Origin of the sequence: Qipengyuania oceanensis (assembly GCF_009827535.1) — a bacterium.
Lineage (GTDB): Bacteria > Pseudomonadota > Alphaproteobacteria > Sphingomonadales > Sphingomonadaceae > Qipengyuania_C > Qipengyuania_C oceanensis.
This window is the reverse complement of record NZ_WTYN01000001.1, coordinates 915,514-929,417: the sequence shown is the minus strand read 5'-3', so window position 1 is coordinate 929,417 and position 13,904 is coordinate 915,514. Positions and strand designations below refer to the sequence as shown.

Genomic DNA, 13,904 nt, shown 5'->3' with positions numbered 1-13,904 from the left:
CCTTCACAGCGCGCCGGCGGCGGCGAGTTCCTCGCGCCTCGCCTCGTCGTAGCCGAGCAGTTCGGAAAGCACCTCGGCATTGTGCTGGCCGGGCTCCGAAGGGGCGGGGCGGCGAACGCCGGAAGGGCTTTTCGAGAACTTGGGGAAGGCGTTCTGCATCTTTAACGTGCCGTGCGTTTCGGTCTCGACGTCGATGATTGCCTCGCGCGCCTTGAAGTGCGGGTCGGCGAGCATGTCCTTCGCCGTATAGACGCGCCCGGCGGGAATCGAATACTCGATCATCAAATCATCGACCTCGTCGATGGTGAGCGTCGACGTCCAGGCGTTGATGAGATCATCCAGCTCGGTCTGGTGTCTCCCGCGGGCAAGGTGCGTCGCGTAGCGCGGGTCTTCGGCCAGTTCCGGGCGCCCCATGGCTCGGGCGAGCCGGGCGAAGATCGCATCCTTGTTGGCCCCGATCATGAAGGGGCCGTCCTTGCAGGTGTAGACGTTGGAGGGGGCGATGCCCGGCAGGATCGAGCCCGATCGTTCGCGGATGAAGCCGTTGTGATCGTATTCGGGGACCAGCCCCTCCATCACTTGCAGCACCGCCTCGTAGAGCGCGGTATCGATCACCTGGCCTTCGCCGGTCTTCTCCCGATGATGCAGCGCGGCCAGCACGCCCATCGTGCCGTAGGTCGCGCACAGCGTATCGCCGATCGAGATGCCCATGCGCGCAGGGGGCCGGTCCGGGTCGCCGACGATGTAGCGCCAGCCGCCCATCGCCTCGCCGATGCCGCCGAAGCCTGCCCGGTCGGAGTAGGGGCCGTCCTGGCCGTAACCGGACATGCGCGCGATGATGAGGCCGGGGTTGTCGGCCAGCAGAACGTCGGGGCCGAGGCCCCATTTCTCGAGCGTGCCGGGTTTGAAGTTCTCGACCAGCACATCGGCTTTGGCGATCAGTTCGCGGGCCAATTGCTGGCCTTCCGGGATCCGCAGGTTGCAGGTCACCGAGCGCTTGTTGCGCGCGATCACCTCCCATTGCACCTTTTCCTCGCCCTGGCCCCATAGCCGCATGGGGTCGCCGGCGCCGGGCGGCTCGAGCTTGATGACGTCGGCACCCATGTCGCCGAGCAATTGCCCGCAGAACGGGCCGGCGAGCAGCTGGCCCATTTCTATCACTCGGATGTCGCTGAGCGCTCCGGGCGCAGGAGTGCTCACTCTGCTGCCTCCGCGTAATCGGGCTGGTCGTGCCAGACGGGCTGTACGGGCGCGGGCAGACCGGTCTCGGCCTCGCAGGCGGCGCGAAGCTCGTCGATGGACGGGCCGTAATCGAACAGGGGCAATTCGCCGCGACCGGCCTTCATCTCCTCGCGCAGCTTGGCGGTAGCCTCGCTGTCGACCGAGTGTTCATCGGTGATGACGACGCCGTAATCGCGCGCGCCGTCGACCGTCACCAGACCCTGCCGCACTTCCAGCGCGACGAGTTCGGGGTCGCGGTCGAGCGGGTCGCCCCAGCCACCGCCACCCCAGGTGATGAAATGGAGCTGCTCGCCTGCCTTGACCTCGACCTCTTCGACCTTGTTGCCGACGATCTCCTTCGTGCCGTCGACGCGCTCGAGGATCTTGGTCGCGCGCTCGCCAGGATGGCCGCCGTTGACGCCCCAGGGCGGCACGAACCAGCGGTCGTCATGGATGGCGATCGCGCCATCGGCGAGGAACCGGTAGGTCATGTGGATGCCGTTGCCGCCGCGATGCAGGCCCGCGCCGCCACTGTCCGGCTCGGTCTCGTAACGCTCGATCCGCAAGGGGAAGTACCGTTCAAGGAACTCGTTGGGGACATTGGTGAAGCCGGGCCAAAGCGAATGGCCGTCCGGTCCGTCGCCCAGCGGCCTGCCGGGTATCCCGCCGAAGCCGATCTGGAACAGCTGGAACCAGTTACCCTCGTGCCCCGGACGGTTGTCCCACCCGGAATAGAACAGGTGCGGCGAGGAGCTGAAACCCGCGGCATTGAGGAATTCGGGCGTCTTCTGGCCCAGCAATCCGCCGAGGATGTCGAAGATACGCCCGAGGGCGTGGGTGCGACCCGACAGGGCTGCCGGGAACTTGGGCTTGAGGAGCGATCCTTCCGGGATGCGTACCTCGATCAGGTCGTAGAACCCGTCGTTGAAAAGGATCTGAGGGTCGAAGACCATGATCATGTAGATGCCGAAGAACATCTTGAACATGTTCTCATTGAGATAGAAATTGATCGAGGCGACGCTTTGCGGATCGGTGCCCTCGAAATCGAGCACCACCTTGTCGCCTTCGCGCCGCATGGTGCACCTGATCTTGTACGGGCCGTAGCCCATGCCGTCGTCGCAGATGTAATCCTCGAAACTGACTGGTTCCTCGGCAACCGCCTGGCCGATCAGTGCCTTCATGGCGCGGTAATTGCGGGCCAGGAGCTCCTGCGTCGCGGAATAGTAGACGTCGTCGCCGAATCGCTCGGCCATCTCGACCACCCGGTTGGCGGCGACCCGGCAGCTGGCGATCAGGGCGTCGAGATCGGCTTGGCACCAGTCGGGCTTGCGCGTCTGGTGCATGACGAGCTTCATCAGGTCCTCGTTGTACTCGCCCTTCTTCCAGATCTTCACCGGCGGGATGCGCACGCCTTCCTCGAAGATCGACTTGGCGCGGATCGGCATCGATCCCGGGACCGAGCCGCCGATATCGGACTGGTGGCCGAACATCGCGGTGTAAGCGATCAGCCGCCCGTCCTTGAATACCGGCAGCAGCACCAGCCAGTCGTTGGAATGGCTGATCGCGCCCTCGCAGGAATAGGGATCGGACAGGAAGATCATGTCGCCGTCTTCCAGCGTGCCGTCGAAGCCCCTGAGGAAGCCATCGATGAAGCTGCCGAATTGCCCGACGATCATCTTGCCGGCCGGGTCCGCGATCAACGGAAAGCTGTCGCCCTGTTCGCGGATGCCGGGCGACATGGCGGTGCGTACGAGCGTCGCGTCCATCTCGATGCGTGCATTGCGCAGCGCATTCTCGATGATGTCGAGCGTGACCGGATCGATATCGAGCCGCTGGAAGGGGGTGTCGTTGGTTTCGACGATTTGAGCGGGCATGTCTCGCGCCTCCTCAGGCCGGGTTGATCAGGATGTTGCCGACGGCGTCGATGGTCGCGACGCAATCCGTCTCGACCAGCGTGGTCGAGTCCATTTCGGTAATGATGGCGGGGCCCGGGATCGTGTCGCCCTGCCGCAGCCTGGAGCGGTCGTAGATCGCCGCTTCGCGCTGCTTCCCGCCCATCCACAACGTGTGGTCGCGCAGCTTTGCGCCGTCGGGATTGCCGTCGCCCTTGTCCAGCTCGGCGGCATCGATTTCGAGCGCCTCGCCCAGCGCCACGGCGCGCAGGTTCACGATCTCGTGTGGCGTATCCATGTTGAAGGTGAACAGGCGCCGATGCTCCTCGTCGAACCGGGCGAGAATGCCGTCGATCCCCTTGTCGCGCAGGGTCGCCTGATCGATCGTGAGCGGCACTTCGAAAGCCTGCCCGGCATAGCGCACGTCGACCTCGAACTCGCTGCGGATGGTATCGGCGGGAATGCCGTCGGCCTCCAGTTCGGCACGGGTCTGCGCGGCCATCTCGTCCAGCAGTTCGACGAGCTCGGAAACGTCGGTGTCCCTGGCGAGGCGGCTGAAACTGCGCGCGGTCTCGGTTCGCATCCGGGTCGTCGCATCGCCCAGCGCGCACAGCACGCCGGGCGAGACGGGGCTGATCGCGGGCCAGCTGCCCATCAGGCGGGCCACGGCGTTCACGTGCAGCGGACCTGCGCCCCCGAAGCCCATCAGAGCGAAGTCGCGCGGGTCGTAACCCTGCTGGACGGAGATCATCCGCAGGGCACCGAACATGTTTTCGTTGACGATGTCGATGATGCCGCGTGCGGCCTCCATCAGCCCGATGTCGAGCGCGTCGGCGATGGTCTGGACGGACTTCTTGGCGCCCTCGCGGTCGAGCTTGAAGGATCCGCCGAGCAGGTTTTCCGGCAGGTAGCCGAGCACGACGTTCGCGTCGGTCACAGTCGGTTGCTCGCCGCCCTTGCCGTAGGCGACGGGCCCGGGGACCGCGCCCGCGCTTTCCGGCCCGACGCGCAGCGCCCTGGTCAGTTCGGGCACGTGGGCGATCGAGCCGCCACCTGCGCCGACCGTCTTGACGTCGAGCGAGGACGCACGGACCGAGAGGTGGCCGACATCGGTCGTGCGGACGCGCCGCGGTTCGAGGTTCTCGATCAGGGCGACGTCGGTCGACGTGCCGCCGACGTCGAGCGTCAGGATATTCTTGAAGCCTGCGTTCCTGGCGACCCACAGCGCGCCCGTCACCCCGCCGGCCGGCCCGGACATGAGGATGTTGACCGGGTGCTCCTCGGCCTTCTGGCTGCTCATCAGGCCACCGTCGGAACGCAGCAGCGAGAGCTTGCCGGTCACGCCCGCATCGGCGAGCTTGGAGCGCAGGTTGGAGATGTACTTGCCGACTACGGGCCGCACCGCGGCATTGGCCACGGTCGAGAGCGTGCGTTCGTATTCCTGCATTTCGGGCAGCACTTCATGGCTGAGCGACACGGGCAGGTCGCCCAGTTCCTCTGCCGCGATTTCCCCGATCCGCTGCTCGTGCGCGCCGTTGACGTAGGCGTTCATCAGGCTGACCGTCAGCGCTTCGATACCCTGGTCCTTGAGCTTGCGGATCGCCTTCCGCACCGCTTCCTCGTCGAGCGGGCGGACTTCCTTTCCGTCCGCGCCCATCCGGCCGGGCACGTCGATCGTGTCTTCCAGCGCGGCGAGCGGTTGCGGCTTGGGCCAGACGATCCACGCGGCAAGCCCGCCGGGCACGAAGCTGCGCGCGATCTGCATCACGTCGCGATAGCCTTCGGTTACGATCAGACCGACGCGCGCCCCCTTGCCCTCGAGCACGGCATTGGTGGCGACGGTCGTGCCGTGGAGGAAGAACTCGATATCTGCCGGATCGACGCCTGCGTCCGCGGTGATCGCCTGGACCCCGTTGAGAATGCCTTCCGAGCTGTCATGGGGAGTGGAAGGTGTCTTGTGCCGCCAGAACTGGCCGCTGTCGTTGTCGAACAGGAGGAGGTCGGTGAACGTCCCTCCGACGTCCACTCCAAGCCGGTATCGCATCAGGCGGTAGTCCTTTCCGGTGTCTCTTTTTTCGGGGCGGGAAAACCGCCCGCCTTGCCGACCATCGCCGGCAACTCCTTGTCCATCACGCCGGCGAGCCAGCGGTTCGTCTCGATCAGCGCGGCGAGGTCGAGGCCGGTGTCGATCCCGGCCCGCTCGAGCATGTAGGCGACGTCCTCGGTCGCGACGTTTCCGGCCGCTCCGGGGGCGAAGGGGCACCCGCCGAGCCCGCCGATCGATGCATCGACGCTCCGCGCGCCCGCGCCGATCGCGGCCCAGACATTGGCGAGGCCGGTTCCGCGGGTGTTGTGGAAATGGACCCGGACCGGGATCGCGCCGATCGCTTCGCGCACCTTCGCAATGAGGCGGGCGACCTGGGCCGGATTGCCGACGCCGATGGTATCGGCAAGCGCGATCTCGACCGGCTCCGCCTCGGCAAGCCGGCGCGCCATGGCAACGACCCGGTCTTCCGCGACCTCGCCTTCGAAGGGGCAGCCGAAGCTGGCAGCGATGGTCGCCTGGCCGGTGAGGCCGTTATCGCGGGCGAGGGCGATGATGTCGCTCGCCACCTCGACCGACTGGTCGCTCGTCTGACCCTGGTTAGCCATGGCGAAACGGTCGGTCGCGACGCAGACCGCGCCCAGCTGGTCTATCCGGCCCGTCGCGATGGCGCGGTCGGCCCCGCGACGGTTCATGACGAGGCCGATGTAGGTGACGTCTTCGCGCTCCGGCAGGCTTGCGCACACGGCGTCGGCATCCGCCATTTGCGGGACCGCGCGCGGGTTGACGAAGCTGGTCACCTCGATGCGGCGCGCGCCAGCAGCGATCGCGCGCTCGATCAGCGCAACCTTGTCGGCGGTTGCGACCTCGCGCTTCTCGTTCTGCAACCCGTCGCGCGGGCTGACTTCGACCATTTCGATGCGTTCTGTATACATTATGCCTGCCGAGCCGTCTTGCGATCGATTGACGCCAGGCCGCTGTGCGCATCGGCATAGGCGTGGAAAGCGCGGCGGATATGGCCGGCCATGATCGCCTGTGCCCATTCGCCGTCGCGTCGCGCGAAAGCGGCGAGCAAATCCTCGTGCTCGCTGTGGGATTTGTGGAAGGCATCGGGGCCGTAATGCTGCGCGGTGCGCCAGACAACCGGCTGTTCGATCAGCGCCCCGAGCAGGCTCGTCAGCCGCCTCGATCCCGAGGTTTCGAGAATGATCTCGTGGAACGTCAGATTGGCTTCGAGGAAGGCGGTAATGTCGGGCGACTTGCCGCGTACGGCTGCGCCGATTCGCGCGTTGCACGCCCGTAAACGATCGAGAATTTCCCGCGTCATCCGGTCTGCCGCACGCCGGGCGGCGAGCCCTTCGAGCATGGCGCGCAATTCGAAGGAATCCTCGACGTCGTCGATCGACCAGTCGGCCACGAAGCTGCGCTGGGATTCGCTGCGCCTTATCAGCAGATCGGCCTCCAGCCGGCGCAGCGCGTCGCGCACCGGCGTGCGCGAAACGTCGCACTGTTCGGCAAGCGCTTCTTCCGACAATTGCTGACCGGGCACGAGTTCGCCCGACAGGATCATCGCCCTGATCGCCGAATACGCCTTGTCGGAAGCCTTGGCCAAGATATGCGTCCCGCAATAACAATCTTGACGATGTCATATTGTATACAATACACGCTCGTCAAGCCGCAGGAAGCGGTTGGAGATGGAGGGCGCCGAAGGTGGTTTCTCGGGGTCGGTACTTCGGCCGACACCGCAAGGCGCTGGTAACTCACGGTTCGGGGAGAACTGACGATGGATAGGTTCATGACGGGGCGCGGCCTCAAGACGGCTCTTGGTTTGGGTGTGGCCGCGAGTGCGGTGGCTTTCGCTTCTCCGGCAATCGCCCAGGACGCGGAAGTCGCGGTGGCAAGTGCCGAGCAGGACGGCGACGTCATCATCGTCACCGCACGCCGGCAGAACGAGCGCTTGCAGGATGTCCCGGCATCCGTCTCGGTCCTGACTGCCGATGCGCTGGCGAAGACCGGTGCCGACAACGCGGAGGATTTCGTCCAGCTGACTCCCGGCGTCACGATCGTTACCGGTACGGCCGAAGCAGGCGACACGCAGGTCAACATTCGCGGCATCAACGGCGCGCGCGATGCCGAGAGCTCGATCGCGCTCGTGGTCGACGGCATTCTCAAGACCAATACCGCGCAGCTCAACCAGACGCAGGGCACGCTGCGCCAGGTCGAGATTCTGAAGGGGCCGCAAGGCGCGCTCTACGGCCGCAACGCGGCCGCCGGCGCTATCGTGCTGTCGACGCTCAAGCCCGGCGACTATTTCGAAGGCGGCGCGAAACTGTCCTACGCCAACCACGACACGATCGAGGCGACCGGCCATGTCGCGGGGCCGATCGGGGAGAACCTGGGCTTCGTGCTGTCCGGCTATTACCGGACGACCGACGGTTTCTACCGCAATATCTTCCTCGACAAGAACAACGTCGACAACCAGGAAATCTGGACCGTCGATGGCCGCGTGGTCGCCGATCTGGGTCCTGCGACCGAGCTGGACGTGAAGGCGCGCTATTCGCAGTTGCGCGGTTCCTCGATCAACTTCAACGCATCGTTTCACCTGCCCCAGTTCGCGGCCTTCAACCCCGCCTTCTACGAAGACGTGAACAAGCACGAGTTCCGGTATTACGGTAACATCGACCCGTCGAACGACCAGGACAGCTTCGACGTTTCGGCCAAGGTCGAGCATGATTTCGGGAGCACCATGCTGACGGCGTGGGCGCTCTATTCGGACGTGGACCAGAGCCTGGTTGCGGACGGGACTTCCGCGGACTTCGCACGCTACATCGGCGCAGCCGATCCATCGGGCCTGGCAGCGGTCAACGCCTGCTTCGCGTCCACTGCGGATCTCACCGGCTTCCCGGTCAACCAGCCCGGCTTCATCGGCCAGATTCCGGTGCCGTTCCTGTTCGCGCCGGCGACGGGGTCGACCTTCGGGCCCTATAGCCCGACGACCTGCGACGGTACGCAGTACCAGATGCGCAACCAGACCGATATCAGCGGCGAGGTCCGGCTGGCGTCGAACGACGGCGGTCCGCTCAGCTGGCAGGTCGGTGCCTATTATCTCAACATCGACCGCGAGACGGCCGTCACGCTCGGCGCGGATACCGGGGCCGGGGTGATCGAGGGGATCTACAACCCGCCCGATTCCGCCAACCCGTCTTCGCTCGTTCTCGCGGACGCTTTCAAGACCGACGTTTATGCGGCCTTCGGCAATGTCGAATATGATTTCGGGACGGTCACCGCGGGGCTGGCGCTGCGCTACGACATCGAGGATCGCAAATCGCGCTCGCTCGTGCCGACCGCGACCGATCCCTTCACTGGGGGTCCGATCAATCCCGGTCAGGCTTTCGGCGCGCTCAGCCCGCAATCGGCCAAGTTCAAGCAGCTCCAGCCCAAGGTAAGCCTCAGCTGGGAGCCGACGCCCGATATCAACGTCTATGCCAACTGGGGCATCGGCTTCAAATCGGGCGGCTTCAACAACCAAGGCTCGCAAGCGCTGATCGATGCGAACTTCAACGACGGCGTAACCCCGGGCACGATCAACGCCAACGTCACGGTCGAGGACCAGTACGACAAGGAAGTGTCCAGCGCCTTCGAAGCGGGCGTGAAGGGCCAGTTCGCCAATGGCAGGATCACCTTCGACCTGGCCGGCTACTACACCACGATCGACGACATGCAGTTCTTCGAGTTCTTCGTCGGCAGCTACGGCCTGCTGCGCGTGGTCTCGAACATCGACAAGGTCGAGGTGATGGGCGCAGAATTCAACCTGTCTGCCGAAGTGGTCGAGGGCTGGAAGTTCTACGGCGCGTTCAACGTCACCGACAGCGAGATCAAGGAGAACTCTTCGCGGCCCTACACGGTCGGCAACAAGTCGCCCTACACTGCCGACTACACGATCAACCTGGGGACGGAGATCGATACGCCGGTCAACGACAGCACCGACCTGATCGTGCGTGCCGACTACCGTATAACCGGCCCGACCTGGTTCCACTCGGTCCAGGACCAGGAGCGTCCGACGATCTTTTCCGGCCTGATTCCCATTTCGGCGGTCAACTTCCTGCCGGCCGATTTCGGCAATGCCCGCTACGATGTCGCACGGCGCGACGCCTTCGGGATACTCAACGTGCGCGCCGGCTTGGAATTCGGCAATTTCAGCATCTTCGCTTTCGGCGAGAACATCCTGGGGGAAGACTATATCTCCGAAGCGATCCCCGCGATCGAATTCGGCGGGTCGTTCATTTCGCCGGGTGCTCGCCAGCTCTACGGCGTGGAACTGGGCGTCAAGTTCTAGGCAACTCCACGGGCGCCGGCATCGCTGGCGCCCGCACGGCCCCCAAAGCAGGCACATTGCCGGCAAACGCAGTTCGGGCTTGGCTCGCTGTCACCGGAGTGTAACATCACCCGCCCATGCGGATGGATGATCTCCGGAGACTGCCAAGAGCAATGAACGCGCCCGATCCCGTCGCGACCACCGGTGCTGTCGAAGCGCCCGAGGACCGCTACGTCAATCGCGAGCTGTCGTGGCTGGCATTCAATCGGCGCGTGCTGGCCGAAGCCGAGAACGAGAATTATCCGCTTCTCGAACGCCTGCGCTTTCTATCCATTTCCGCCAGCAATCTAGACGAATTCACGATGATCCGGATCGCCGGGCTGGAAGGCCAGGCCAGCCGCGGCATCGAATCGACCGCCATCGACGGAAAGTCTCCCGCCCAGCAGCTCGAGGCCATTCGCCACGAGATGGTCGGGCTCGAACAGCGCCAGCAGGCGGCGCTCGACACCTTGTGCGGATTGCTCGCGCAGGAAGGCATCGAAATCGCGTCGATCGCGCAGCTCGACGAGGGCGAGATCGCGTGGCTGGAAGACTATTTCAGCACCGACATCCTGCCGCTTATCACCCCACAGGCGATCGATCCCTCGCACCCGTTCCCCTTCGTTGCGAACATGGGGATGGGCGCAATCTTCCGCCTGAAGCGCGGCAAGCGCAAAGCGCCCCTGATCGAGATGGTGCTTATCCCCGCCGGCGTTCCGCGCTTCGTCCGCATTCCCGGCGATGCAGCGACATACGTCGCGATCGAGCACATCATCACCCATTTCGCCGAGCTGATGTTTCCCGGGTTCAAGATCCTGGGTGACGGCCTGTTCCGCGTCCTGCGCGACAGCGACATCGAGGTGGAGGAAGAGGCGGAAGACCTGGTGCGCTTCTTCCGCACCGCGATCCAGCGGCGACGGCGAGGACGAGCCGTCCTGCTCGAGCTCGACGACGAATGCGACGAAGGCGCCGAAGCGCTGCTGCGCGAACAGTTCGACGTCGATGCCGCGATGATCGTCAAGACCAAGGGCATGCTCGGCATGCGCCACCTCGCGGCGATCTGCAACGAGAGCCGGCCCGACCTCAAGTTCGCGCCTTTCGATCCGCGCTATCCCGAACGCATCCTGGCGCATGACGGGGACTGTTTCGGCGCGATCCGCGAGAAGGACCTGGTCGTCCATCACCCGTACGAGAGTTTCGAAGTGGTCGTCGACTTCCTGCGCCAGGCGGCCGCCGATCCCGCGGTCGTTTCGATCAAGCAGACGCTCTACCGCGCGGGCGACCAGTCGCCGGTGATCGCGGCACTGATCGAGGCCGCGCTGGAAGGCAAGGCGGTGACGGCCGTGGTCGAGCTGAAGGCCCGCTTCGACGAGGAACGCAACATCCACTGGGCGACCGAGCTGGAACGCGCCGGGGTGCAGGTGATCTACGGTTTCACCGAGTGGAAGACCCACGCCAAGGTCAGCCTCGTGGTGCGACGCGAGGACGACGGCTATCGCACCTACTGCCATTTCGGCACCGGCAACTACCATCCGGTCAACGCGCGCATCTATACCGATCTCAGCTTCTTCACCGCCGATCCGGCGTTCGGTCGCGACGCGGCGAAGCTGTTCAACTTCGTCACCGGCTATGTGGAACCGACCGCGCTCGAACAGCTCGCGATCTCGCCGCTCGGGCTGCGCCAGAAACTCTACGACCTGATCGATCGCGAGATCGCCCACGCTCGCGAGGGCAAGCCGGCGGCTATCTGGGTCAAGATGAACTCGGTCACCAACCGCGAGATGATCGACAAGTTCTACGAGGCGAGCGCGGCGGGCGTAGAGATCCACATGGTCGTGCGCGGCATCTGCAGCCTGCGGGCAGGGGTGCCGGGCCTGTCGGAGAACATCCGGGTCAAGTCGATCATCGGCCGGTTCCTGGAGCATGGCCGCATCTGGGCCTTTGCCAACGGGCAGGAACTGCCGAGCCGGAAGGCGGATCTCTTCATCACCTCCGCCGATGCCATGTCGCGCAACCTCGACCGACGGGTCGAGGTTCTCGTCCCGATCACCAACAAGACGGTGCACGACCAGGTTTTGGGCCAGGTCATGCTGGCGAACATCCTCGACACGGAACAGAGCTGGAGCCTTGGCGCCGACGGAGAATATCATCGCATGCATCTCGGCTCGGAAGGTCCCGATGCGGGCTTCAACTGCCACCACTATTTCATGGCCAATCCTTCGCTCTCGGGGCGCGGCTCGGCACTGAAGGCGCAGGAAGTTCCGCGGTTGTCGCTGGGCAATCGCGCGTGACGCCGACGAGGTCGCCGGCAAAGCAGCGCAGCCGGCTAGACCGCGAACGCTTGTCCGGCGTGGTCGACATCGGTTCGAACACGGTGAGAATGGTGATCTACGGCGGACCGCCGCGGGCGCCGGTGACGGTCTGGAACGAGAAGGTCGCCGCCCGGCTGGGCCGCGATCTGGCGACGACCGGATCCATTCCCAAGGAAGCGAGCGACGATGCGCTCGGCGCGCTCGCCCGCTACCGGGTGATCCTCGACGAGCTCGAAGTCGCGGATGTGCAGACCGTAGCAACGGCCGCTGCCCGCGAAGCTGACAACGGCGGCGAGTTCCTCGACAAGGTGCGCGCGTTGGGGCTCGATCCGAGACTGCTTTCGGGCGAGGAGGAGGCAGTCACTTCCGCCTGGGGCGCGATCGGCGCATTCCCGGGCGCCGAGGGCGTGGTCGCCGATCTCGGCGGAGGAAGCCTCGAGCTCGTCTCGATCGCGCAGGGGACATGGCATCACGGCGAGAGCCTGCCGCTGGGTACGCTCAGACTGCCTTCGCTCAGGATGAATAAAGGCTTCGCCAGGCGCGTGAAGAAGGCATTCGGGAAAGTCGGCTGGGCACAGGCGCATCCCGGCCCGCTGTACATGGTCGGCGGGACGTGGCGGGCGCTCGCGCAATACGCGATGCATTCGTGCAAGTATCCGCTGACCGATCCCCAGGCCTTCGAACTCGCCCCCGACGAGGCGCTGCGCCTGTGCGCCAGGCTGGCGCGATCGAAGCCCGAGAAGCTGATGCGGGTTCCCGGTATCAGCCCGATGCGCGCCGGATACCTTTCCGACGCGGCCGCGCTGCTGCGCGTGATGATCGAACAGTTCGAGCCGGACCGGCTAGTGTTCTCGTCCTGGGGTATCCGCGAAGGCCTGCTTTATGCCCGGCTCGATGATTTGCAGCGCGCCAAGGACCCGCTCCTAGTCGGCATCGCCGATTTCGCGCGCATGTACGAAGCGCAGATCACCGATGCCACGCTTGTCGCCGGGTGGACCGCCGATGTGGCGACAGGCGAGGGCAACGGCACCGAGCGCCTGCGGCTCGCCGCCGCGCTCTTGTGCATGGCGCTGCAAAGGGTCGAACCGAACCTGCGCGCCAATCACGCTACCGAATGGTCGCTCGACAAGCGCTGGATCGGCATCGACGCAGCCGACCGCGCGATGTTGTGCGCATCGCTGCTGGGCAGCCTCGGCCGGACGGAGATGCCGAAGGAACTGCGCCGGCTGGCCAGCGACGCGGCCTTGCGAACCGGTACAGGCTGGGGGCTGGCGATCCGACTTGCCCGGCGGCTGGGTGCATCGTCGCGCGGATCGATCGGCAACAGCAGCCTGCGTCGCACCAACAAGGAGCTGGTCCTGCGGCTTTCCGAAAGCCACGCGGCGCTGGCGCATTATCCGCTGACGAAGGATCTGGAGGTGCTGGCCGACTGGCTGGGTCTCGACAGCCGCATCGAAACTGGCGAGGTCTGATGCCTTGCGCAAGGGACCGGGCCGGCCGGTCTTTCGCAATGCGCTGGAGCACGCTATAAGTCGGGCCGAACACAACAAGGGTCGAACATGGCGACAACTTCACTGGTAGGACGGATAGCGACGGTCATGGCCGCTGCTGCGATCGCCACGACCTCGCTCGTCGCAGCGCAGGACAACGTGATTTCGTCGGATACCGGCGGGGCGATGCCACCCCCGCGTGCCTGGGACTGCAAGCGGATATTCCCCGAATACGAGGCCTGGCTCGATGCCGGCAACACCGCCGAAACTTGGCGCTATGTCGGCAAGGAATACAAGGACGTCGCCGACGGTACTCGCTACGACTGGGGCGACTGGTTGGATTGGCATGCACGCGCATGCCCCGCGGCTGCACCGGCCGACGCCAAGCTACCGGGCAATGCCGCCCTGATCGGCGGCATCGTCGGTGCGCTGGCGATCACCGCGATCGCCGCGGGCGGCGGAGGCGGCGGCAGCAGCACCGGACCCGACAGCCCGGGCTGACCTTCAGGCGGGAGATTTCCGCGACATCCCCTGTTGACTGGCGCGGCCGCGCAGGGAAAGGCTGCGCGACGCGATAGTTACGGGGGGAAG

Annotated in this window: 9 protein-coding genes; 4 read left to right on the top strand and 5 right to left on the bottom strand. The window is 65.3% G+C overall.

What is annotated here, in order from left to right; translation table 11 throughout:
- Window positions 1–3 precede the first annotated feature (3 nt).
- Genes GRI48_RS04535 through GRI48_RS04515 form a run of 5 tightly spaced genes read right to left on the bottom strand, consistent with a single transcriptional unit; the run spans window position 4 to window position 6,769 of the window.
- Window positions 4–1,152 carry a CaiB/BaiF CoA transferase family protein gene (locus tag GRI48_RS04535; RefSeq protein WP_202389258.1) on the bottom strand — a complete coding sequence of 383 codons (1,149 nt, stop codon included), beginning with the start codon at window positions 1,150–1,152 and terminating at the stop codon, window positions 4–6.
- Between the two features lie 44 nt (window positions 1,153–1,196).
- Entirely contained in the window at window positions 1,197–3,095 is a 1,899-nt protein-coding gene (locus GRI48_RS04530; protein WP_160672026.1) for a hydantoinase B/oxoprolinase family protein, read from the bottom strand.
- Between the two features lie 13 nt (window positions 3,096–3,108).
- Window positions 3,109–5,157, bottom strand: a complete 2,049-nt coding sequence (locus GRI48_RS04525) for a hydantoinase/oxoprolinase family protein (protein ID WP_160672023.1) — start codon at window positions 5,155–5,157, stop codon at window positions 3,109–3,111.
- Complete coding sequence (locus tag GRI48_RS04520) at window positions 5,157–6,092, bottom strand: hydroxymethylglutaryl-CoA lyase (RefSeq protein WP_160672020.1); 936 nt, start codon at window positions 6,090–6,092, stop codon at window positions 5,157–5,159. The genes GRI48_RS04525 and GRI48_RS04520 overlap by 1 nt, the downstream gene beginning before the upstream one ends.
- On the bottom strand, window positions 6,092–6,769 hold the full coding sequence (locus GRI48_RS04515) for a GntR family transcriptional regulator (protein WP_160672017.1): 678 nt from the start codon (window positions 6,767–6,769) through the stop codon (window positions 6,092–6,094). Before GRI48_RS04515 ends, GRI48_RS04520 begins: the two co-directional genes overlap by 1 nt.
- Window positions 6,770–6,940: 171 nt before the next feature.
- Here GRI48_RS04515 and GRI48_RS04510 point away from each other — a divergent pair, with 171 nt between their 5' ends.
- From GRI48_RS04510 to GRI48_RS04495, 4 genes are all read left to right on the top strand, one after another.
- Complete coding sequence (locus GRI48_RS04510) at window positions 6,941–9,493, top strand: TonB-dependent receptor (RefSeq protein WP_237451728.1); 2,553 nt, start codon at window positions 6,941–6,943, stop codon at window positions 9,491–9,493.
- Between the two features lie 152 nt (window positions 9,494–9,645).
- Window positions 9,646–11,802 carry an RNA degradosome polyphosphate kinase gene (locus GRI48_RS04505; protein WP_237451726.1) on the top strand — a complete coding sequence of 719 codons (2,157 nt, stop codon included), beginning with the start codon at window positions 9,646–9,648 and terminating at the stop codon, window positions 11,800–11,802.
- On the top strand, window positions 11,799–13,295 hold the full coding sequence (locus GRI48_RS04500) for a Ppx/GppA phosphatase family protein (RefSeq protein ID WP_160672011.1): 1,497 nt from the start codon (window positions 11,799–11,801) through the stop codon (window positions 13,293–13,295). Before GRI48_RS04505 ends, GRI48_RS04500 begins: the two co-directional genes overlap by 4 nt.
- A gap of 87 nt (window positions 13,296–13,382) precedes the next feature.
- Window positions 13,383–13,814, top strand: coding sequence for a hypothetical protein (locus GRI48_RS04495; RefSeq protein ID WP_160672008.1), 432 nt, complete (start codon window positions 13,383–13,385; stop codon window positions 13,812–13,814).
- Window positions 13,815–13,904: the final 90 nt, after the last annotated feature.

Coding starts and splice junctions, on each gene's coding strand:
- GRI48_RS04505 (WP_237451726.1), top strand. CDS start 9,646: ATGAACGCGCCCGATCCCGTCGCGACCACCGGTGCTGTCGAAGCGCCC.
- GRI48_RS04520 (WP_160672020.1), bottom strand. CDS start 6,092: ATGTATACAGAACGCATCGAAATGGTCGAAGTCAGCCCGCGCGACGGG.
- GRI48_RS04535 (WP_202389258.1), bottom strand. CDS start 1,152: ATGGGCCAGCTGCTCGCCGGCCCGTTCTGCGGGCAATTGCTCGGCGAC.
- GRI48_RS04525 (WP_160672023.1), bottom strand. CDS start 5,157: ATGCGATACCGGCTTGGAGTGGACGTCGGAGGGACGTTCACCGACCTC.
- GRI48_RS04510 (WP_237451728.1), top strand. CDS start 6,941: ATGGATAGGTTCATGACGGGGCGCGGCCTCAAGACGGCTCTTGGTTTG.
- GRI48_RS04530 (WP_160672026.1), bottom strand. CDS start 3,095: ATGCCCGCTCAAATCGTCGAAACCAACGACACCCCCTTCCAGCGGCTC.
- GRI48_RS04495 (WP_160672008.1), top strand. CDS start 13,383: ATGGCGACAACTTCACTGGTAGGACGGATAGCGACGGTCATGGCCGCT.